Raw genomic sequence first — 21,206 nt, forward strand, 5'->3', positions numbered from 1 at the left:
CTTGAAGCACGGAAAGCCGCTTATTTTTAGGCATTTCGGCTCAAGGCAGCGTCGATGATCGACCTGGCAGCTTGAAACGCGGCCTCTATACTCATTTCCGACGTGTCAAGCAAGTGCGCATCGACTGCCGGTTTCATCGGGCTGTCCGCCCTGTTCATGTCGCGATCGTCGCGCCGTTTTACGTCCTCGAAGATCGCATCGAAGTCCGCCGCGCCGCCCTTGCCGATGATCTCGTCATAGCGGCGTTTTGCACGCACTTCCGGCGATGCCGTCACATAGAGCTTCACCGGTGCCGCAGGGCAGACGACGGTGCCGATATCGCGCCCGTCGAGAACCGCCCCCGGCGGCCTCTCGGAAAACCGCCGCTGCGCCGCGACCAACGCCCGGCGAACTGCCGGCATCACCGCAATCTTCGAGGCGGCTTCGCCGATCTCATGTCTCGACAATATATCGCGATCGAGCCCGGCCAGTTCAACCTCGCGCGCCATCTTTTCAGCGATCGTCTCGTCGTCGAGCGGCAGGCCGGCGTCGATGAGCGCCTTGGCGACCGCCCGATAGGTGAGGCCGGTATCGAGGTGGTGGAAGCCGTATTGTTCGGCGATCCCTCGCGAAAGGGTGCCTTTGCCTGCCGCGGCAGGGCCGTCGATGGCGATGATGAAGCTGTCGCTCATGAAATCATTCCGTGCCGAGGCCGCCGTAGCGGCGCACCAGTTCCTGCATTTCGGCCTGCTCTGCCATCTCGGTGAGGCCTTTGGCAACACCCTCGCCGCAGCGTTCCCTTCTCTGATGCGCCGGCATCGAGATGGAGCAGCACGGAGTTAACGATCAATTCGGAGGCGCCCGCCGTAATCAGCAGGCCAAGCGGGTACGCGCGCATCAGCGCGTGCTGCACATTGAGATTGTCTTCGCGGAAATGTGGCGGCTGGTACATGTCAGGCCTGCTCGATCCCTGCCCCGAGACCTTCCATCAGATCCATGAACTGCGGAAAGCTGGTTGCAATCATGCTGCTGTCATCGATGCCGACAGGATGCTCCGAAGCCAGTCCCATGACAAGGAAGCTCATGGCGATACGATGGTCGAGATGCGTGGTGACATGCTCGCCGGCAGCATTGCCGAGCCCCTTGCCATCCGGCTGGCCGGTAACGGAAAGCCAGTCATTGCCTTCCTCGCAATCGACGCCGTTGAGCTTCAGCCCGTCAGCGACGGCCGAGAGCCGGTCTGACTCCTTGACCCGCAGTTCCTGCAGACCGTTCATCACTGTTCGGCCCTTGGCAAAGGCGGCAGCGACGGCAAGTACCGGATATTCATCGATCATCGATGGTGCACGTTCTGCCGGCACGCTAATGCCCGTCAGTTCGGAGTGGCGCACGTGCAGATCCGCCACATCCTCGCCGCCTGCAAGGCGCGGGTTGAGGATCTCGATACCGGCGCCCATCTCCCGCAGCGTCAGGACCAGTCCGGTTCTCGTCGGGTTCATCAGCACATTGGAGACGATGACGTCCGAGCCCGGCACCAGCAAAGCCGCCACGAGTGGGAAAGCAGCGGAGGAGGGGTCGCCGGGCACGTCGACGATCTGGCCGGTCAGCCTGCCGCGGCCTTGCAGCCGGACCGTCCGCCTACCGCCCTTGTCGGTCTCGACCGACAGTTCCGCGCCGAAGCCGGCCAGCATCTTTTCCGTATGGTCGCGCGTAATCGCCGGCTCGATAACCGTCGTCACACCCGGTATATTGAGGCCGGCAAGCAGCATCGCTGACTTCACCTGCGCCGAGGCGACGGGCAGGATGTAGCGGATCGGGGCCGGCGTTTCCGGCCCGCGCAGCATGACCGGCAGGCGGTCGCCCTCCGCGGCCTTCACTTGCACGCCCATGCGGCGCAACGGATCGAGCACGCGGCTCATCGGCCGCCGAGAGAGCGAGGCGTCACCGGTGAAGACGGTGTCGAAATCATAGACGCCTGCAAGGCCCATGGTCAGGCGCGCGCCGGTGCCGGAATTGCCGAAATCGAGCGGAACCTCCGGCGCAAGCAATGCGCCGTTGCCTGTTCCGTTTATGATCCAAACGCCGCCTTCCCTGCGGATCACGGCACCCATAGCCTGCATCGCCTTCCCGGTATTCAGTACATCCTCGCCTTCGAGGAGCCCGGTAATGCGCGTTTCCCCCGATGCCAGCCCGCCGAGCATGAGTGCTCGATGCGAGATCGATTTGTCGCCGGGAATGAGAATGGTTCCGGAAAGCCCGGAGGATCTGCGGGCGCTGGCCGGCTTCAATGCAGAACCCTGCGACATGGGCTAGTCCCTTGCAAAGGCAATTTTCGGGCCGCTCACACCTCGGCGCCGGGATATTTTTCTGGCGGGCCTTGCGGCAATCGCGGCTGGTTAGCACAAACTTGCCGAGCGGTCATCCGGAATGCCGGACAAACGCCTGAAGTGCCCCATGAAGTTTAGCTTTGACACGGGAAGCCGTAGCGATTAAGGGGACCGGCTTATAAATTCCGAATAGAACGCCGGTTTGACGGCATTTGCCGAATCTCGCATTCGGCCATTCTCATGAGGCTTATAGTGGCAAAAGCGGAACTTGGAACCAAGCGCACCGATCCGGAAACCGGCAAGAAGTTCTACGACCTGAACCGGGACCCGATCGTCTCCCCTTACACCGGTAAATCCTACCCCCTGTCCTTCTTCGAAGAAACCTCGGCAATCGCCGAAGTTCAGGATGAGGACGAGGTTGCCGAAGTCGATACCGAAAACACCGAAGTCGAACTGGTTTCGCTCGAAGATGCCGAAGATGGCGCGTCTGGCGACGATATCCCTGACATGGGTGACGACGATGTCGAAATCGAAGGCGATGACGACGATACCTTCCTCGAAGCCGATGAAGATGACGAAGATGACGACATGAGCGACATCATCGGCGTCACCGGCGACGAAGACGAAGTCTGATCGAACGAATACCGGCCCGGATGACAAAAATTTTTCGGGCCGGATCTTTTAGGCTTGCCATCTGCGAAAACCGCAAGTAATAAGCCGCCACTCCAGAGGGAACGCCCTCCGGACCATCCCAGGACCGGCGCAGGCCGGGCCACCCTGATGGGGCTATAGCTCAGCTGGGAGAGCGCTTGCATGGCATGCAAGAGGTCAGCGGTTCGATCCCGCTTAGCTCCACCAAACCCTCCAATGCGGTTCAATAAACACCTCAGGTCAACATAACTGACATTTTTCGGTGATTCCTCCGTCGCCGCTTTGCCAGCGGCTGAAAGCGGGTTTTTATATTGGTCGTCGAAGTCAACCGATTCGACATTTCCCGGACCCGAAGCATGACACGAGCAAGACGCCGCCGCATCATCAGAACCCGTAGGACCGCGACTGGACTTGCGCTGGTCGGTGCGATTTCCTTTCTCGCCGGAATGACGGATGCGACCGGTTTGTTTCTGACCGGCGACTTCGTTTCCTTTATGACCGGCAATACGACGCGGGCGGCACTGGCGCTGAGCAGTGGCGATGTCAGGCACGCCGCCGTGCTGCTGTCTGCCATCATTGTCTTCGTGCTTGGCAATGCCGCCGGCATCGTCGTCGCCCACCGGGCCGAACGACGCATCTTCGTCGTGCTCTGCTGCGTCAGCCTCATGCTGGCGCTGGCCTCGATGATGACGCCGCAGGATCTGTTGATGACACGTTTCTATATGATCGTTGTCACAATGGGCATGGTGAATGCGGCGGTCGAGCATATAGAAGGACTGCCGATCGGCCTGACCTATGTGACCGGCGCGCTGTCGCGCTTCGGCCGCGGCATAGGCCGCTGGATCATCGGCGACCGGCGCCTCGACTGGACGATCCAGATCGTGCCGTGGGGCGGCATGGTGCTCGGCGCCATCAGCGGTGCCCTCATGACCCGTCTTGTGGGCGCGCAGGCGCTGTGGCTGGTCTCCATCTTCGCGATGGCGCTGGCGATTGTCGCCCTGTTTATTCCCCGCCCGCTGCAGCGGCGGTTCAATCAAAAGATCGCAGCTCCCCAACCACATCCTGTGCACACCAGGTAACGGCAATCATTGCAGTCGTTCTCGAATTGGATAGGAAGGCCAGACGCTATCAGGCGAGGAGTTGAACCTGTTCGTATTTTCGAAGCTCGTCTGGATCTTTGGCCGTACCTTGCCGGCCGCACCTCGGCACTCTTTCCGAGCTGAGGACTATTTCTTGGAGATGGTGACGAATTTCGTGCCGCGCACGCGGGTGGTGACGACACAGGGGGCGCCGCCGGTGCGATCGCAGAAGCGCGGACTCATTTTCATAGCGAGCACCATATTGCCAAAGCGCTGCACGAAGTCGTAGCCGAAGATCTGCGCGGTCGCGATCATGAAGTAGCCGCCTTCGGCCACTTGCAGATAGAAATTATAGGTGCAGCCGTCTTCATTGCACTGCGGACCCTTCTGGCCGTCGCAGGTGAGTTCGCCCTCGTTGACGACCGCGTCCATCAGCCCGTCATTGTTGATATCCTGGCGGATGAGGAAGCCGTCACCGAAGGATGCTTCCGTGCATTGTTCCTGGAAATGCTTCTTCTCGTAGATCTCCGGATCGGAGATCAGCGATTGCTGGGCGAAGGCCGCAACCGGCATGACCAGCAGCAAAACGACGTTCAGGAGTACGGGCAGCAGCTTCACGGCTTTCCTCTTTTGGATAAAGGCTCTCTGGCCTTTCATTCTCTATGCGCCGCCTTGCGCCGCCCTTGCCGCGATGATTCAGTGTGCTTCGTTCGCCGGTTTGGAGGCTTCGATGTCATTGCTCGTCTATCTCGATTATGCTGGCATTGCCCTCTTTGCCGCAACCGGCGCGCTGGCCGCCTCGCGCAAGCAACTCGATCTGATCGGCTTCCTGTTTTTCGCGATCGTAACGGGGACGGGCGGCGGCACGGTGCGCGATATAATTCTCGGCCGCGTGCCGGTCTTCTGGGTGTTGAACCCATTCTATATCGTCATCTGTTGCATCGCGGGTGTCGTCGTCTTCTTTACCGCCCATCTCCTGGAATCGCGCTATCGCCTGCTGATCTGGCTCGATGCGGTCGGCCTTGCCGCCTATTGCGTGCTTGGCGCCGCCAAAGGGCTGGCCGCCACCGGCTCGCCGACGATCGCCATTGTCACCGGCGCCCTGACGGCGACTTTCGGCGGCATCCTGCGCGATCTCCTGGCAAACGAACCATCCGTGCTGCTGCGCCCGGAAATCTACGTGACGGCGGCTCTGGTGGGATCCGGTGTCTTTACCAGCGTCAATGCGCTAGGCGCTGAGATATATATCGCGTCGGCCTGCGGGGTCTTGGCAGCCTTTGCAGTGCGTGGCGGAGCCCTGTGGTTCGGCTGGACATTCCCGACCTACAAGCACCGACCCGGCCGGCATCCCGATGATGTAATGTGATATCAGATCTGCTTCTGCCGCAGGCGGATCACCACGTCGACATGAGCAATTTCCATGCCTTCGGGCGGGGGCGGCAGATTGTCGATGGTCAGATTGCTGATCGGAATATCGAGCACCTCGTTTTCGCCTTCGACAAAAAAGTGATGGTGGTCGGAGACATTGGTGTCGAAATAGGTCTTGGCGCTCTCGACGGCGAGGACACGGATCATGCCGGCTTCGGTGAACTGGTGCAGCGTATTGTAAACCGTCGCGAGCGAAACCGGTACGCCTGCAGCAACAGCCTCCTCGTGCAGTTCCTCGACGGTCAAATGCCGGTCCCCTTTGGCGAACAGGAGATCGCCAAGCGCAACGCGCTGGCGGGTGGGACGCAGGCCTGCGCTGCGCAGCCTTACCTCAATGGCGATCGGGGCTTCACCCGTCATTGACACCAACTCCGGTTATTCTGGCGAAAAGCAATCATGTTTGTTCAAAGCGATATAACTTTTGCGCAAAAGCCTTTCAATAGTTCAATGGGGACAAGAGCCTTCGAAAGGCCGCAAAAACAGGCTTTTCACGCAATTAGGTCTGGTCGCGGCCTTGGCCTTCCTGTATGCGACCACCAAATACTGGCTCAGGCCCGGTCCGGAACCAAGAAATGAAGTCGCCATGCTTGCGCTTCATTTTCTGGTGAACTTGGACTAAAGACACACATCCATCGCCAAGAACGCGGGGGGAAACAGAGATTTATGACGACCAGACAGTCCAGCTACTCGTACGAAGAACTTATCGCCTGCGCACATGGTGAGTTGTTCGGGCCTGGCAATGCGCAGCTGCCTTTGCCGCCCATGCTGATGGTTCATCGGATCACGGATATCTCTGAAACGGGCGGCGCCTTCGACAAGGGCTATCTGCGGGCCGAATACGATGTTCGCCCGGACGACTGGTATTTCCCCTGCCATTTCGAAGGCAATCCTATCATGCCCGGCTGCCTCGGCCTTGACGGCATGTGGCAGTTGACCGGCTTCTACCTGGGTTGGCTCGGTGAACAGGGCCGCGGCATGGCGCTCTCGACCGGCGAAGTGAAGTTCAAGGGCATGGTCCGCCCGCACACGAAGCTGATTGAATACGGTATCGACTTCAAGCGCGTCATGCGTGGCCGTCTGGTGCTTGGCACTGCCGATGGCTGGCTGAAGGCGGATGGCGAAACCATTTATCAGGCGACCGATCTTCGCGTCGGTCTCTCGAAAGACAAGACGGCCTGAAAACCGCATTTCGAGCGGCTTACGAAAACAACAAGGGTTTGATCAGATGAGACGGGTAGTTGTCACGGGTCTGGGTGTCGTGTCTTCGATCGGAAACGACGCGGCCGAAGTCACCGAATCCTTGCGGCAGGCAAAGTCGGGTATTTCTTTCTCCAGCGATTTCGCCGAACACGGCTTCAAGTGCCAGGTTTGGGGCAGTCCCAAGCTCGGCGCGGACAAGCTCGCCGAACTGGTCGATCGCCGTGCGATGCGCTTCCTGTCGCAGGGCGGTGCCTGGAACCACGTTGCCATGAAGCAGGCGATCGCCGATTCCGGTCTGGAAGACAAGGAATACAGCGAAAACGAGCGTGTCGGCATCATCATGGGCTCCGGCGGTCCGTCTACACGCACACTCATCGAGGCGGCCGAGATCACCGTCAAGAACAACAGTCCGAAGCGCATCGGTCCCTTCGCCGTACCGAAGGCTATGTCATCCACCGCTTCCGCAACGCTTGCCACCTGGTTCAAGATCCATGGTGTCAACTATTCGATCTCGTCTGCCTGCTCGACCTCCGCGCACTGCATCGGCAATGCCGTGGAAATGATCCAGTGGGGCAAGCAGGACATGATGTTTGCAGGCGGCCACGAAGACCTCGATTGGACGATGTCGAACCTCTTCGACGCGATGGGCGCCATGTCTTCCAAGTACAACGATACGCCGGACACGGCCTCGCGCGCCTATGATGTCAGCCGCGATGGTTTCGTCATTGCCGGCGGCGCAGGCGTGCTCATCCTTGAGGAGCTGGAACATGCCAAGGCGCGCGGGGCCAAGATCTATGCAGAAGTCGTCGGCTATGGCGCGACTTCCGATGGCTATGACATGGTCGCTCCCTCAGGCGAAGGCGCGATCCGCTGCATGCGTCAGGCGCTCGCCACGGTAAAGGGCGATATCGACTATATCAACACGCACGGCACCTCGACGCCGGTCGGCGACAGCAAGGAAATCGGTGCGATCCGCGAAGTCTTCGGCGACAAGCTCCCGCATATCCAGTCCACCAAGTCGCTGACGGGCCATTCGCTCGGTGCTGCCGGCGTGCAGGAATCGATTTATTCGCTGCTGATGATGCAGGAAGGCTTCATCGGCGAAAGCGCGCATATCAAGGAACTCGACCCGGAATTCGAAGGTGTGCCGATCGTTCGCAAGCGCATCGATAATGCCAAGATCGACCTTGCCCTCTCCAACTCCTTCGGCTTCGGCGGCACCAACGCCACGCTCGTGTTCCAGCGCTACAACGGATAATAACAATGACCGGAATTATGCAGGGTAAGCGCGGCCTCATCATGGGCGTCGCAAACAACCATTCGATCGCCTGGGGGATTTCAAAGGCGCTCGCTGCACAGGGCGCAGAACTCGCTTTTACCTTCCAGGGCGATGCCCTTGGAAAGCGCGTCAAGCCGCTTGCAGCCGAACTCGGTTCCGATTTTCTGCTGCCCTGCGATGTTGAAGACATCGCTTCGGTCGATACGGTCATCGACACGATCAAGGAACGCTGGGGCAAGCTCGATTTCATCGTCCACGCCATCGGCTTTTCCGATAAGAACGAGCTGAAGGGCCTCTACGCCGATACCACGCGCGAAAATTTCAGCCGCACCATGGTCATTTCCTGTTTCTCCTTCACGGAGATAGCCAAGCGCTGTGCACCGCTGATGGAAGATGGCGGCACGATGCTGACGCTGACCTATAACGGCTCCACGCGCGTCATCCCGAACTACAATGTCATGGGTGTCGCCAAGGCCGCTCTGGAAGCCTCCGTGCGCTATCTGGCCGCCGATTACGGTCCGCGTGGCATCCGCGTCAATGCCATTTCCGCAGGCCCGATCCGGACGCTTGCCGGCGCCGGCATTTCCGATGCACGCGCCATCCTGTCGTGGAACCAGCGCAATGCACCGCTGCGCAAGACCGTCACCATCGATCAGGTCGGCAGCTCCGCGCTGTATCTGCTTTCGGATCTCTCGACGGGCGTGACCGGCGAAATCCACTTCGTCGATGCCGGTTACAACATTACCTCCATGCCGACGCTGGAGACGCTGCGCAAGGCAGACGTCGAGTAAGGCCGGATAGGCTTCAAATGAAGAAGGCGGCCACGTGGCCGCCTTCTTCATTTGCGTGCCCACAACACCTTGAAGCGGGCATTGCGGCAGGTTTCGCCACTATCCTTGAAATGTTCCGCAAGCACCGGTTCATAGGGCAGGCCACGATTGGCGACCAGCATCAGCCGCCCGCCGCCGCGCAATGCGGAAGCCGCGGTCTTGATCATTGCCTGGCCAAGCGAAGGCTCCGCCGCGTGACCTTCATGGAAGGGCGGGTTCATGATGACGAGATCGTATTTGTCCCGCACCTGCTCGCCTGCCAGATCGTGCCAGAAGAAGCGCACAGGCGCGCCTGGGCAGTTCTCCGCCAGATTGGCCTTGGCGGCCTCCAGGGCCTCGTAGTTCGCCTCGTAGAGGTCGAGGCGGGCAAGGTTCGGAGACTTCTGTGTCAGCTCGACGGAAAGATAGCCCCAGCCGGCGCCGAAATCGGCCGCATCGCCGGTAAAATCGGTCGGCAGGCGTGAGGCGAGAAGCTGTGAACCGGCATCGAGCCGATCATGCGAGAACATGCCGGGCGAGGCGATGAAGCGGCCTTCGACGCGCACAGGCGATTTTCCGAATTTCAAAACGATCTCGCTGACATCGGCCGGCCGCCCGAACCAGAAGGCGACGCCATGATATTTCGGCATGTGTTCGGTATCGAGGCCGAAGCCTTCCACACGCTTGCGCAGCGGCTGGATACCGTCTTCCTTGCCACCGGCGACAAGGATCAGGCCGCCGGCCTTCACGCTGGAAAGGGCAGCGGCGATATTTGCCTCGTTCTCGCCCTTGTGTTTGGTACAGAGCACCAGCGCGGCATCATAGTCCTCACCCTCGATCTCCGGCTTGGCCTCAATGCGCTGCGCCAGAAGCTGCCTGTAGAGCGGTTTGAAGCCCTGTACGGCATCCAGGGATGCGGCAAAGCCGTCGGGCAGCGCAAAGCCTGCCTCTGCGCCGAGGAAGAGCACACGCTCGCCTTCGCCGGGCGAAGCTAGCGTTTCGCTGACAAAGGGATGGAAGAGGGTTTTAAGCGTTTCGCGGCTCATGATCTGGTCCCGTCATCTGGAGCAATTCCAGGAAAAGTGCGCAGCGGTTCTCCGTCCGCAATTGCGCAAAGGTCGAATACAAAAAGGGCGCGGAAATAGTCCCGCGCCCGGATATCAGAGGGGAAGACGCGGCTTATTCGGCCGCTTCTTCCTTCTTCTTGTCGCCCTTTTGGGCGGCCGGGATTTCCTGCCCGGTTGCCTGATCGACGACCTTCATGGACAGGCGAACCTTGCCGCGCTCATCGAAGCCGAGCAGCTTGACCCAGACCTTGTCGCCTTCCTTGACGACATCCTGGGTCTTGGCGACACGTTCGGAAGCAAGCTGCGAGATATGGACGAGACCGTCGCGGGCGCCGAAGAAGTTGACGAAGGCGCCGAAGTCGGCGGTCTTGACAACAGTGCCTTCGTAGATCTGGCCAATTTCCGGCTCGGCGACGATCGAGTGGATCCACTTGCGGGCCGCTTCGATTTCCTTGCCCGAGGAGGAGGCGATCTTGACGGTGCCGTCATCCTCGATGTTGATCTTCGCGCCGGTCTTTTCGACGATTTCGCGGATGACCTTGCCGCCGGAGCCGATGACTTCGCGGATCTTGTCGACCGGAATGTTCATGACTTCGATGCGCGGTGCGAATTCACCGAGCTGGCCGCGGCTTTCGGTGATGGCCTTCGCCATTTCGCCGAGAATGTGGGCGCGACCGCCCTGGGCCTGGCCAAGGGCGACCTTCATGATCTCTTCGGTGATACCGGCGATCTTGATGTCCATCTGCAGCGAGGTGATACCGTCGGCAGTACCTGCGACCTTGAAGTCCATGTCGCCGAGGTGATCTTCGTCACCGAGAATGTCGGAGAGGACGGCGAAGCGATCGCCTTCCAGGATCAGACCCATGGCGATGCCGGCGACCGGCTTCGCGAGCGGTACACCTGCATCCATCAGCGCCAGCGAGGTGCCGCAGACGGTGGCCATCGAGGACGAGCCGTTCGACTCGGTAATCTCGGAGACGACGCGCAGCGTGTAGGGGAACTGTTCGGCCGACGGCAGCATCGGACGGATGGCGCGCCATGCGAGCTTGCCATGACCGATTTCACGGCGACCCGGGGAACCCATACGGCCGGTTTCGCCAACCGAGTAGGGAGGGAAGTTGTAATGGAGCAGGAAACGCTCCTTGTACATGCCCGTCAGGGAATCGACATACTGCTCGTCTTCGCCGGTGCCGAGGGTGGCAACCACGATCGCCTGCGTTTCACCGCGGGTGAAGAGCGCCGAACCGTGCGTGCGTGGCAGAAGACCGACTTCCGAAACAATCGGACGAACGGTTTCGAGGTCGCGACCGTCGATGCGGCTCTTGGTGTCGAGAATGTTCCAGCGGACGATCTTGGCCTGCAGGTGCTTGAAGATCGCGCCGACTTCTTCGGCGGTGTAGCGGGCTTCGCCTTCTTCGGGGAGGAAGTGCGCCTTCACCTTGGCCTTCACAGCGTCGACGGCGGCGTAGCGGTCGGCCTTCTGGGTGATCTTGTAGGCTTCGCGAAGTTCACCTTCGGCAAGGCCGAGCATTTCGGATTCGAGAGCGGAGTAGTCTTCCGGCTGGAAGTCACGCGGCTCCTTGGCGGCAACTTCCGCGAGCTTGATGATCGCGTCGAGAACCGGCTGGAAGCCCTTGTGGCCGAACATGACGGCGCCGAGCATGACGTCTTCCGGAAGTTCCTTGGCTTCGGATTCAACCATCAGAACGGCATCGTAGGTGCCGGCAACGACGAGGTCGAGGCTCGATTCATCCATCTCGTCGAGATGCGGGTTGAGAACGTATTCGCCATTGATGTAGCCGACGCGTGCGCCGCCGACCGGACCCATGAAGGGAACGCCGGAAAGCGTCAAAGCAGCGGAGGTCGCGACCATGGACAGGATGTCTGGGTTGTTCTCGAGGTCGTGCTGGATGACGGTGACAACGACCTGCGTGTCGTTCTTGTAACCCTCCGGGAAGAGCGGGCGGATCGGGCGGTCGATCAGGCGGGAAACGAGGGTTTCGTTTTCGCTCGGACGGCCTTCGCGCTTGAAGTAGCCGCCGGGGATCTTGCCGGCCGCATAGGTCTTTTCCTGATAATTGACCGTAAGCGGGAAGAAGTCCTGGCCGGGCTTCGGAGCCTTGGCGGAAACGACGGTCGCGAGAACGACGGTTTCGCCATAAGTGGCGAGTACGGCGCCGTCAGCCTGACGGGCGATCTTTCCGGTCTCGAGCTTGAGCGGGCGGCCTGCCCACTCGATTTCTACTTTATGTGTATCGAACATGTCTTGTCCTTCAATGCGGCCAGTGCGCCTTCTCCATCAGGAGCAGCGCAGGTCGTCCGCAATCAGTGTGACGTATCACGGGCAAGACAACGGGAAGCTTCGGGCGGACGATTTCCTTGGGAAACCGGGCCAAAGCTCTCGCGAAACTCTGGCCGAAAGCATCCGGCAATCCTGCCCCATGACAGGTCAACGGTTGGTCTGGCAGAACCGGCCCATCCGGGTCTGCCGTATTTCCATCACGCAGATAGCGCGCGCCTGGAAAATGTCAGCGGGAGACGCACTCCCGAAAAAGCATCCGGCGGGCAAAGAGCTTCGCCCGCCGGATAATCATTAGCGGCGGATACCCAAGCCGGTAATCAGCTTGGTGTAGCGGCCTTCGTCCTTCTTCTTGAGGTAGTCAAGAAGCGAGCGGCGGCTGGAAACGAGCGTCAGCAGACCACGGCGGGAATGGTTATCCTTCTTGTGGTCCTTGAAGTGTTCGGTCAGGTTGTTGATGCGCTCGGTGAGGATCGCAACCTGTACTTCCGGAGAACCGGTATCGCCTTCGGCGGTCGCATATTCCTTGATCAGCGCAGCCTTGCGCTCAGCAGTGATCGACATCGGACAATCCTTTCTATGAGAGGAGTTTAAGTCGCCAAAAGCCGGGATGTCGTCCAGCCTTGGCCGCGAATGCAATTGGGGATAGCCCAATGCTGGCGCTGCCTATAAACCAAATAAGCAGCGATGGAAAGAGGGGTCTCCTGTAGCGGCTTCAGCGGCCCGCCATGGCATCCCGGATCATGGTGCCATATCCCTCGGGATCCTGCAGCATGGCGAAATGGCTGGCGTCCTTCAGGATGACGAGCTTTGCGCCGGGAATTTCCTTCGCCATCAACTCCGTGTGGTCGAGCTTTACGGCCTCGTCATGATCGCCGATCGCGAGCGTGACCGGTACTGTGATCTTTCCAAGATCGGCTGTCGTCCAGGCGGGCTGTGTCGCCCACATTTGCGAGATCTGGGTGACGAAGGCGTCGTATTCGTTCGGCGTCGGCGACAGCTTCCTGTAATATTCGCCGGCGACATTGATGTAGTCGTTGAAGGTCTTGTTGCTCATGACGTCGGACTTCACGCCGTCGGTGGTCACGTTTGCCGCCTGGGCGATGACGCGCGTGAGTTTCTCCGGATATTTCATTGCCATGTCGATGCCGATGATGCCGCCGTCCGACCAGCCGACCAGCGTCACCTTGCCGATTTTCAGATAGTCGAGAAGTGCTGCATAATCCGATGTCATCAGGTCATAGCCGAACGGCTGCTTGCTGCGCGTGGAGCGCCCGTGCCCGCGGCTGTCGGCAACGATGACGAGGTGATCTCTAGCGAAATCGGCGACCTGATGGCCCCAGACATCGGCATTTCCAAGCCCTCCATGAATGAAGAGGATCGGGTCGCCCTCGCCGTATTCGGCGTAATACATCTTGATGTCGTTGACATCGGCCATGCCGCTCGCTTTCGGCGCCGGCATGGGAGGAAAGGCCGGAAGTTCGGCCCAGCGCTCGGCAGATTGAACGCCGGCAGCCGTCAGAAGCAGTGAAAAGAACGTCAGTATTCCGATTGCAATTCTGCGCATATTCTTCCCCTTCAACGGGCCGTTACGGCCCGCGGAAAAACATATCGCATTGCTGTCTTCTGACAATTGCCATTGTTCCTGCAACAGCCGGACGGCCTAGGCAAAAACGCGCTTCGGCCGGAATTCGCCCTGTCCGATCTCGCCGATCGCGATTAGCCTGCCGCGTGCCGTCGCATAGGCTTCGCTTTCGGCAACCGGTGCATCGCGGCCCCGCACCAGGATCGGATTGCCCATCTTCAGCCGGTGCGCTTGGTCATCGCTGATAACAAGGTGTGGCAAGGCCGATAGCGCTTCGCAGGTATCGATCAGCAGGGCGTCGAGCGCGGCAAGACGCTCATCGATGTCTTCGATCTCTTCAAGCGCGGTGAGTTTTGCAAGCGGCACCATCGTCTCCTCGGCGAAAGGTGCTACGAAGGTACGGCGCAGGCCGGAAATATGACCGTAGCAGCCGAGTTCGCGGCCAAAATCGCGGGCAAGCGCCCGCACATAGGTACCCTTGCCGCATTCCACCTCGAAATGCGCCGTATTGGCATCCGGGCAGGCGAGAAGCGTCAGACGATGAACCTCGACTTCGCGCGAAGGGATCTCGACCGCCTCGCCGTCGCGCGCCAGATCGTAGGCGCGCTCGCCCGCGATCTTAATGGCGGAAAACTGCGGCGGAACCTGGCTGATCGTGCCGATATAGGCAGGCAGGATGTCGCGGATCTGCTGCTCGCTCGGGCGCTTGTCGGAGCTCTGCGTAACCTCGCCCTCGAGGTCGTCGGTCGCCCGCTCCTCGCCCCAACTGACAGTGAATTCATAGATCTTGCGGCCGTCCATCACATAGGGAACGGTCTTTGTGGCATCGCCGAGCGCGATCGGCAGCATGCCCGAAGCAAGCGGGTCGAGCGTACCGGCATGGCCGCATTTCTGCGCCTTGAAGAGCCACTTGATCTTGGAAACGGCTTCCGTCGAGCCGAAATCCATCGGCTTGTCGAGGATCAGCCAGCCGGAAATCGGGCGGCCCTTGGGTTTGCGTGGTTTGGACATCGGTGTCTTCTGTTATTCGTCGTCATTGTCGAGATCGCGGCTCACCTCGGGCGAGCGCAGCAGGTCATCGATCTTCTTGTAGTTATCGAAGCTGGTATCGTCGCGGAAGCGCACTTCCGGCATGTATTTCATCTGCCGGAGCTGCGGGCCGAGCCGGCCGCGGATGAACTTCGCGTTGCGGTTCAGCGCATCGATGACGATCGTGTGGTCGGAAACGCCGAGCGGCGTCACAAAGGCCGTTGCGATCTTCAGGTCGGGCGACATGCGCACTTCGGAGATCGAAATTACGGTCGCTTCGATGATGTCGTCGCGGACTTCGCCACGCTGCAGCACCTGAGTGATCGCTGCGCGAACCTGCTCGCCGACGCGCAGCATGCGCTGCGATGGTGCCGAGGTTGTGGGTCTTGTTGCCATTGTTCTTTATCCCAAAAGGATCGGGCGCCGGACTGGATCATCCGGCGCCCGCCCAAGATTTCAATCGTGGCCCGATCAGAGCGTGCGTGTGATGTGCTCGACGCGGAAGCACTCGATGACGTCGCCGACACGCATATCTTCGTAGTTCTCGAAGGCCATGCCGCACTCCTGACCCATCGGCACTTCGGCGACTTCGTCCTTAAAGCGCTTGAGTGTCTTGAGCTTGCCTTCGTGCACGACGACGTTGTCGCGGATGAGGCGAACGCCCGCGCCACGCTCGACCTTGCCTTCGACGACGCGGCAACCCGCGACCTTGCCGACCTTGGTAATGTTGAACACCTCCAGGATCTCGGCATTGCCGATGAAGGTCTCGCGGCGCTCCGGCGAAAGAAGACCCGACATCGCTGCCTTCACGTCATCCACGAGGTCGTAGATGATGTTGTAGTAGCGGATCTCGATCCCCTCGCGCTCGGCGAACTGGCGTGCCTGCGTATTTGCACGAACGTTGAAGCCGATGATGGCAGCGCTCGATGCTTCTGCAAGCGAGATGTCGGACTCGGTGATGCCACCGGCGCCCGAATGAACGATGCGAGCACGAACTTCGTCGGTGCCGAGCTTTTCCAGCGCGCCGGCAATGGCTTCGATTGAGCCCTGCACGTCGCCCTTGATCACCAGCGGGAATTCCTTGACGCCCGTGGCCTGTAGCTGCGTCATCATCTGTTCCAGCGAACCGCGCTGTCCCGACAGGCGGGCAGCCGCCTTGTCGCGGGCAAGACGCTGACGATATTCCGAGATTTCGCGGGCGCGGCTTTCGTTCTCGACGACCGCAAACTTGTCGCCTGCCTGCGGCGTGCCGGAAAGACCGAGAACTTCGACCGGGGTCGCCGGACCGGCTTCCTTCACATGGTCGCCCTTGTCCGTCACGAGGGCGCGCACGCGGCCCCAGACGTCGCCGGCAACGATGATCTGGCCCGGACGCAGCGTGCCCTTCTGGACAAGCACCGTCGCAACCGCACCGCGACCGCGGTCGAGCTGGGCTTCGATAACCGTGCCTTCCGCTGTCCGGTTCGGATTGGCCTTGAGGTCGAGAATTTCGGCCTGCAGCAGGATCGCCTCGAGCAGCTTGTCGAGGTTCTTGCCGGTCTTGGCCGAAACTTCGACGTCGAGCACTTCACCGCCCATGGACTCCACGAAGACTTCGTGCTGCAGAAGCTGGTTGCGAACCTTCTGCGGATCGGCCTCGTGCTTGTCGACCTTGTTGATCGCCACGATGATCGGAACACCGGCCGCCTTGGCGTGGTTGATCGATTCGATCGTTTGCGGCATCACACTGTCGTCAGCCGCGACCACCAGGATCGCGATGTCGGTAGCCTGCGCACCGCGGGCACGCATCGCCGTAAAGGCGGCGTGGCCGGGAGTGTCGATGAAGGTGATCTTCTGGCCGTTCTGCTCCACCTGATAGGCGCCGATATGCTGCGTGATGCCACCGGCTTCGCCGGAGACCACGTTGGCATGGCGGATGGCGTCGAGCAGCGAGGTCTTGCCGTGGTCGACGTGGCCCATGATGGTGACGACAGGTGGGCGCGAAACCAGTTCGTCCTGTTCGTCGGACACGTTGAAGATGCCGAGTTCGACGTCGGATTCGGATACACGCCTGACCGTATGACCGAATTCGCCGGCGATGAGTTCAGCGAGGTCGGCGTCGATGACGTCGCCCGGCTTCATCATCTGGCCTTCCTTCATCAGGTACTTGATGACGTCAACGGCACGTTCCGACATGCGTTGCGACAGTTCCTGGATGGTGATGGTTTCGGGCAAAACAACTTCGCGGGAGATCTTCTCGCGCGTTTCCTGCATCTGGCTGCGGCGGAATTTTTCCTGCCGGCGGCGCATGGCCGAAAGCGAACGCCCGCGTGCGTTGCCGTCGTCGTCGACGTCTGCAGTCGTCACGGTCAGCTTGCCGCGGCGGCGGTCTTCCTCACTCTTCGGGCGGGTTGTCACGGGCTTTGCGGGCTCCGGACGAACCGGGCGGCCGCGGACCGGACCGCCGCGCGAAGCACCGCGTTCCTCGTCTTCGCCGTCAGTCCGGCGACCACGAACGCCTGCCGGTGCACCTGGCGCAGGCCGGGCGGTTGAGGGCGACGGAGCGGTTTCCGGACGGCGAGCGGCCGGTGCGGATGCAGGTTGATGCGGACGCGGAGTTTCAACTCGTGCTTCCGCCGCAGGAGCGGCAGGTACCGGTGCTTCGGCCACGGCCGTTGCTGCGGCCTCGGCCTGGCGTGCAGCCTCTTCGGCAGCGCGCAGCTTGGCCTCTTCCGCTTCGGCAGCCTGACGTGCTGCCTCTTCGACGGCGCGGCGCTCTTCTTCCTCGGCGCGACGGATGGCGTCCTGTGCGTCACGGACCTGCGCTTCGGCAAGCGCGCGGCGGCGGGCGTCCATTTCCTCAGGCGAAAGATGGTTCAGCACCACGGGGCGCGGACGATCCTGCTGGCGCGGCGGCTGGTAGGATTGCTGCGGACGCTGGTTGGTCTGCTGCGGGCGCTGGTTGTTCTGGCCGCCGGGTTGTTGAATACGCGGGGCCGGAGCCGGCTGCTGCGGGCGAGCCTGCAAGGGCGCCGGCGCCGGTTCGGGCGCGCGCACCGGAGCTGCGGGAGCAGGCGTCATCGGCTTTTCGTCTTCAGGGCGCATCGGGCGCCGTTTGCGGGTCTCGACGACGACCGCCTTGGTGCGACCGCGACCCATATCCTGGCGAACGGTACCCTGGCTCATCCCTGATGGTTTCAAGGTGAGGGTCTTCTTCCCCGTTACGCTGAGTGTCTTGTCGTCGTTGCTATCGGTCATTCGTTCCCGTTCCTTCGGACAGGGAACGATGAAGCCATCAGACCCTGTCAATCACATACAATCGGTCAATGATATTGGGGCCGGCTTCCGCCGGTGACCGCATCATTGTTTTTGCTGGCCAGCGCCGCCCGGTGCCCGGGACTGACCGCCGTTACGGTACTGTTCGAGCATCTTTGCGCGCTTCACTACACCTTCACCTGCCTGCCCTGCAAGCACTGCGGCATGGATAAAAGCATTATGGCCCATCACCCCTTCCATTTCGCTCTCCGAGAAGAGACGGAAAGAAGGTATTTCTTCCTCGGTTTCCATTCCGAGGTGCCAGGCCTTGCGGGCCTGGTCGATTTTTCTCACGCCATCGGCGGCCGCATCCGTCGAATGGAACACCGCAAGCGCAGCCCCGCTGCGGATCGCGGCATCCACCTTGGCCGAGCCGGTGACGAGCTGGCCCGCCTTGCGCGCCATGTTCATCATCTGCAGGAGCTGCTGTAGAAACAGCCACTCCACGCGTTCGCCGAGGTCATCGGCTGCCTTCACATCGGCCTTGAGCGCGCGGGCAAAGAGCTTCTTCGCCACCGCTCTCTCGACCAGCGACCGGTCGATCTTCACCCAGCAGCCGCGTCCCGGCAGCTCGCGCTTCAGGTCGGGCACCACCGTCCCGTCAGGGGCGGCCACGAAGCGGATCAGCTCATCCGGCGATCCGCTTTCGCGTGTTGCGATGCACATGCGGCCGTTCACGTCGTAACCTTCGAGATCATCGTCCTCAGGAGATGTGTCCGGCATCACCGTCATTATGCGTCCTGCTCGGCAGCGGCATCGGCTTCAACAGCCTCCGCGTCCTTCGCAAGGTCTTCCTCGGTGATCCAGCCGGCGAGCAGGCGGGCCTGCACGACCATCTGTTCGGCTTCGACACGCGAAATGTCGAACTTCGAGAACAGACCCTCGAACTTCTTCGTCTCGCCATTCTTGCGTTCGGTCCAGCCCACGAGATCGTCGGCTGCACAGCCTGCGAAGTCTTCGATCGTCTTGATGCCGTCCTCGCCGAGCGCGACCATCATCTGGGCGGTCATGCCGTCGATCTGGCGCAGCTCGTCGGAAACGCCGAGAGCCTTGCGCTTCTCGTCCATTTCCGCCTCGAGCTTCTCGAGAAATTCGCGGGCGCGGGTCTGGATTTCCTGCGCCGTGTCTTCATCGAAGCCGTCGATCGAGGAGATTTCGTCGAGATCGACGTAAGCCAGTTCCTCGACGGCGGCGAAACCTTCCGAAGCCAAGACCTGGCCGACCATCTCGTCGACGTCGAGCGCGTCCATGAAAAGATTAGTGCGCTCGTTGAATTCCTTCTGACGGCGCTCGGACTCTTCGGCTTCCGTCATGATGTCAATGTCCCAGCCCGTCAGCTGCGAAGCGAGGCGGACGTTCTGGCCGCGACGGCCGATGGCGAGCGAGAGCTGCTCGTCCGGAACAACCACTTCGATGCGTTCCGCATCTTCATCGAGAACGACCTTGGCGACTTCAGCCGGCTGCAGGGCGTTGACGACAAAGGTCGCCGGGTCCTGCGACCAGGGAATGATGTCGATCTTCTCGCCCTGAAGTTCTCCAACGACGGCCTGGACGCGCGAACCGCGCATACCGACGCAGGCGCCGACCGGATCGATCGACGAGTCGTTCGAGATTACGGCGATCTTGGCGCGGGAACCCGGGTCGCGGGCAACCGACTTCACCTGGATGATGCCGTCGTAAATTTCCGGTACTTCCATGGTGAAGAGCTTCACCATGAACTGCGGATGCGTACGCGACAGGAAAATCTGCGGACCGCGCTGCTCGCGACGGACATCATATACATATGCACGAACACGATCGCCATAGCGAACGTTCTCGCGCGGGATCATTTCGTCACGGCGGATGATGCCTTCGCCGCGGCCGAGGTCGACGATGACGTTGCCGTATTCGACGCGCTTGACCGTGCCGTTGACGATTTCGCCGACGCGATCCTTGAATTCGTCGAACTGGCGGTCACGCTCGGCTTCGCGCACCTTCTGCACGATCACCTGCTTGGCCGACTGTGCGGCGATACGGCCGAAATCCATCGGCGGCAGCGGATCAGCGATGAAGTCGCCGATAGCGGCGTCCGGGTTGCGATCGCGGGCCAGTTCCAGCGGGATCTGCGTGGAATAGTCTTCGGCCTTCTCGACGACTTCGAGCAGGCGCTGCAGACGGATTTCACCGGTCTTCGGGTTGATGTCGGCGCGGATATTGGATTCGGTACCGTAACGGGAACGCGCCGCCTTCTGGATGGCATCGGCCATCGCGGCAAGCACGATCTCGCGGTCGATGACCTTTTCGCGCGCCACTGCATCTGCGATCTGCAGAAGTTCGAGCCGGTTTGCACTGACTGCCATTGTTCTGTTTCTCCGTCCTTGACTACCCGGGTTCCCGTCCCTGGAGCTTACGTTGATCGGTTATTCTTCGTCGTCCGCTTCGTTCTGGTTCGCAGCCTGTGCTTTAGCCAGCTTGTCGGCGCGCAGTGCATCGCGGATCAGATCGTCGGTCAGAATGAGTTTGGCATCGCTGAGCGCCGTGAAGGGGATGGTGACCTTCTGCTCTTCGCCGTACGCAACCTGATCGCGTTCGATCACGAACCCATCGGCGTCCGCTTCGACGATCTTGCCGCGGAAGCGTTTGCGATTGCCGATCATGATCGACGTTTCGCACTTCACGAGATGGCCTTGCCAGCGGACGAAATCAGACTTCCGCACCAGAGGGCGGTCGATGCCCGGCGAAGACACTTCGAGATGATACTCTTTATCGATCGGATCTTCCACATCGAGCACAGGAGAAATCGCCATGGAGACCTGCTCGCAGTCCTCGACGGTCATCGTGCCATCGTTCTTCTCGGCCATGACCTGCATCGTCATGCCATTCTGATTGAGCATGCGGACGCGAATGAGGCGGAAACCGATGTCGACGAGCACGGGTTCGATAATGTCGGCAAGACGCTGGTCAAGCCCAGTCTCGGTGATCAGCCGTGGCTCATGTTGATTGTCTGCGTTTGTCAGATCCGACAAGCGGTGCGCTCCCTGCGATTTCTGGCATTCGGGGTGATCGCGCTAATAAAAAAGAGCGGGTCCTTGCGGCCCACTCTTCATCGTACGATCAAGAATTTGAGTGCCATATAGTCCTGTTTTTTAGAAATTGCAAGGTCGGAGGCGATTCCACCTCTTCCGCTCCCGCAAGTGCGAG

Annotated in this window: 21 protein-coding genes, 1 tRNA gene and 1 pseudogene; 7 read left to right on the top strand and 16 right to left on the bottom strand. The window is 60.6% G+C overall.

What is annotated here, in order from left to right:
• Nucleotides 1–26: 26 nt before the first annotated feature.
• The 4 genes and pseudogenes from cmk to aroA form a co-directional block, all read right to left on the bottom strand.
• The gene (cmk, locus tag KQ933_RS20100; protein ID WP_216756476.1) at nucleotides 27–671 is read right to left on the bottom strand and encodes a (d)CMP kinase; all 645 of its coding nucleotides are present in this window, start codon (nucleotides 669–671) and stop codon (nucleotides 27–29) included.
• Between the two features lie 4 nt (nucleotides 672–675).
• The gene (locus KQ933_RS33755; protein ID WP_301925040.1) at nucleotides 676–798 is read right to left on the bottom strand and encodes a hypothetical protein; all 123 of its coding nucleotides are present in this window, start codon (nucleotides 796–798) and stop codon (nucleotides 676–678) included.
• A pseudogene (locus KQ933_RS20105) lies at nucleotides 767–931 on the bottom strand (FMN-binding negative transcriptional regulator); the annotation flags it as partial. The pseudogene KQ933_RS20105 and the gene KQ933_RS33755, both read right to left, overlap by 32 nt.
• 1 nt (nucleotide 932) lies before the next feature.
• Nucleotides 933–2,285: a 3-phosphoshikimate 1-carboxyvinyltransferase gene (aroA, locus tag KQ933_RS20110; protein WP_216756477.1), complete on the bottom strand. Its 1,353-nt coding sequence runs from the start codon at nucleotides 2,283–2,285 to the stop codon at nucleotides 933–935.
• Nucleotides 2,286–2,558: 273 nt separating this feature from the next.
• Between aroA and KQ933_RS20115 the strand changes: the two genes are divergently transcribed.
• The 3 genes from KQ933_RS20115 (at nucleotide 2,559) to KQ933_RS20125 (ending at nucleotide 4,036) form a co-directional block, all read left to right on the top strand.
• Nucleotides 2,559–2,939 (top strand): TIGR02300 family protein, encoded by a 381-nt coding sequence (locus KQ933_RS20115; protein WP_216756478.1) that lies wholly within the window; start codon nucleotides 2,559–2,561, stop codon nucleotides 2,937–2,939.
• A 149-nt stretch (nucleotides 2,940–3,088) separates the two neighbouring features.
• A tRNA-Ala gene (locus tag KQ933_RS20120) sits at nucleotides 3,089–3,164 on the top strand.
• A 149-nt stretch (nucleotides 3,165–3,313) separates the two neighbouring features.
• The gene (locus tag KQ933_RS20125; protein ID WP_216756479.1) at nucleotides 3,314–4,036 is read left to right on the top strand and encodes a YoaK family protein; all 723 of its coding nucleotides are present in this window, start codon (nucleotides 3,314–3,316) and stop codon (nucleotides 4,034–4,036) included.
• A 147-nt stretch (nucleotides 4,037–4,183) separates the two neighbouring features.
• Here KQ933_RS20125 and KQ933_RS20130 read toward each other — a convergent pair whose 3' ends face one another.
• Nucleotides 4,184–4,693, bottom strand: a complete 510-nt coding sequence (locus KQ933_RS20130) for a hypothetical protein (protein ID WP_216756480.1) — start codon at nucleotides 4,691–4,693, stop codon at nucleotides 4,184–4,186.
• Nucleotides 4,694–4,766: 73 nt separating this feature from the next.
• Here KQ933_RS20130 and KQ933_RS20135 point away from each other — a divergent pair, with 73 nt between their 5' ends.
• On the top strand, nucleotides 4,767–5,402 hold the full coding sequence (locus KQ933_RS20135) for a trimeric intracellular cation channel family protein (protein ID WP_183727433.1): 636 nt from the start codon (nucleotides 4,767–4,769) through the stop codon (nucleotides 5,400–5,402).
• A gap of 2 nt (nucleotides 5,403–5,404) precedes the next feature.
• Here KQ933_RS20135 and irrA read toward each other — a convergent pair whose 3' ends face one another.
• Entirely contained in the window at nucleotides 5,405–5,824 is a 420-nt protein-coding gene (irrA, locus tag KQ933_RS20140) for an iron response transcriptional regulator IrrA (protein ID WP_183727435.1), read from the bottom strand.
• A 303-nt stretch (nucleotides 5,825–6,127) separates the two neighbouring features.
• On the opposite strand from irrA, the gene fabA reads away from it, so the two are divergent.
• Genes fabA through fabI form a run of 3 tightly spaced genes read left to right on the top strand, consistent with a single transcriptional unit; the run spans nucleotide 6,128 to nucleotide 8,734 of the window.
• Complete coding sequence (fabA, locus tag KQ933_RS20145; RefSeq protein WP_007814145.1) at nucleotides 6,128–6,643, top strand: 3-hydroxyacyl-[acyl-carrier-protein] dehydratase FabA; 516 nt, start codon at nucleotides 6,128–6,130, stop codon at nucleotides 6,641–6,643.
• Between the two features lie 46 nt (nucleotides 6,644–6,689).
• Complete coding sequence (gene fabB / locus KQ933_RS20150) at nucleotides 6,690–7,922, top strand: beta-ketoacyl-ACP synthase I (protein WP_216756481.1); 1,233 nt, start codon at nucleotides 6,690–6,692, stop codon at nucleotides 7,920–7,922.
• A 5-nt stretch (nucleotides 7,923–7,927) separates the two neighbouring features.
• Nucleotides 7,928–8,734 (top strand): enoyl-ACP reductase FabI, encoded by an 807-nt coding sequence (gene fabI / locus KQ933_RS20155; protein WP_183727439.1) that lies wholly within the window; start codon nucleotides 7,928–7,930, stop codon nucleotides 8,732–8,734.
• Between the two features lie 47 nt (nucleotides 8,735–8,781).
• Here the strand turns inward: fabI and KQ933_RS20160 are convergent, their stop codons facing one another.
• The 10 genes from KQ933_RS20160 to rimP form a co-directional block, all read right to left on the bottom strand.
• A complete protein-coding gene (locus KQ933_RS20160; protein ID WP_216756482.1) occupies nucleotides 8,782–9,798 on the bottom strand; it encodes a class I SAM-dependent methyltransferase in 1,017 nt (338 codons plus the stop codon).
• Nucleotides 9,799–9,931: 133 nt separating this feature from the next.
• Nucleotides 9,932–12,082: a polyribonucleotide nucleotidyltransferase gene (gene pnp / locus KQ933_RS20165; RefSeq protein WP_216756483.1), complete on the bottom strand. Its 2,151-nt coding sequence runs from the start codon at nucleotides 12,080–12,082 to the stop codon at nucleotides 9,932–9,934.
• A 330-nt stretch (nucleotides 12,083–12,412) separates the two neighbouring features.
• The gene (gene rpsO / locus KQ933_RS20170) at nucleotides 12,413–12,682 is read right to left on the bottom strand and encodes a 30S ribosomal protein S15 (protein WP_113428004.1); all 270 of its coding nucleotides are present in this window, start codon (nucleotides 12,680–12,682) and stop codon (nucleotides 12,413–12,415) included.
• A gap of 151 nt (nucleotides 12,683–12,833) precedes the next feature.
• Nucleotides 12,834–13,685 (bottom strand): alpha/beta fold hydrolase, encoded by an 852-nt coding sequence (locus tag KQ933_RS20175; protein WP_216756484.1) that lies wholly within the window; start codon nucleotides 13,683–13,685, stop codon nucleotides 12,834–12,836.
• A 96-nt stretch (nucleotides 13,686–13,781) separates the two neighbouring features.
• Complete coding sequence (gene truB, locus KQ933_RS20180; RefSeq protein WP_216756485.1) at nucleotides 13,782–14,714, bottom strand: tRNA pseudouridine(55) synthase TruB; 933 nt, start codon at nucleotides 14,712–14,714, stop codon at nucleotides 13,782–13,784.
• A 12-nt stretch (nucleotides 14,715–14,726) separates the two neighbouring features.
• On the bottom strand, nucleotides 14,727–15,128 hold the full coding sequence (gene rbfA / locus KQ933_RS20185) for a 30S ribosome-binding factor RbfA (protein WP_216756486.1): 402 nt from the start codon (nucleotides 15,126–15,128) through the stop codon (nucleotides 14,727–14,729).
• A gap of 75 nt (nucleotides 15,129–15,203) precedes the next feature.
• Nucleotides 15,204–17,969, bottom strand: a complete 2,766-nt coding sequence (infB, locus tag KQ933_RS20190) for a translation initiation factor IF-2 (RefSeq protein WP_216756487.1) — start codon at nucleotides 17,967–17,969, stop codon at nucleotides 15,204–15,206.
• 102 nt (nucleotides 17,970–18,071) lie between these two features.
• Nucleotides 18,072–18,758: an RNA-binding protein gene (locus KQ933_RS20195; RefSeq protein WP_216756488.1), complete on the bottom strand. Its 687-nt coding sequence runs from the start codon at nucleotides 18,756–18,758 to the stop codon at nucleotides 18,072–18,074.
• Nucleotides 18,758–20,365, bottom strand: a complete 1,608-nt coding sequence (nusA, locus tag KQ933_RS20200) for a transcription termination factor NusA (protein WP_216756489.1) — start codon at nucleotides 20,363–20,365, stop codon at nucleotides 18,758–18,760. Before nusA ends, KQ933_RS20195 begins: the two co-directional genes overlap by 1 nt.
• Before the next feature lie 60 nt (nucleotides 20,366–20,425).
• The gene (gene rimP / locus KQ933_RS20205) at nucleotides 20,426–21,031 is read right to left on the bottom strand and encodes a ribosome maturation factor RimP (protein ID WP_216756490.1); all 606 of its coding nucleotides are present in this window, start codon (nucleotides 21,029–21,031) and stop codon (nucleotides 20,426–20,428) included.
• Nucleotides 21,032–21,206: the final 175 nt, after the last annotated feature.

Source organism: Rhizobium sp. WYJ-E13, assembly GCF_018987265.1.
Lineage (GTDB): Bacteria > Pseudomonadota > Alphaproteobacteria > Rhizobiales > Rhizobiaceae > Rhizobium.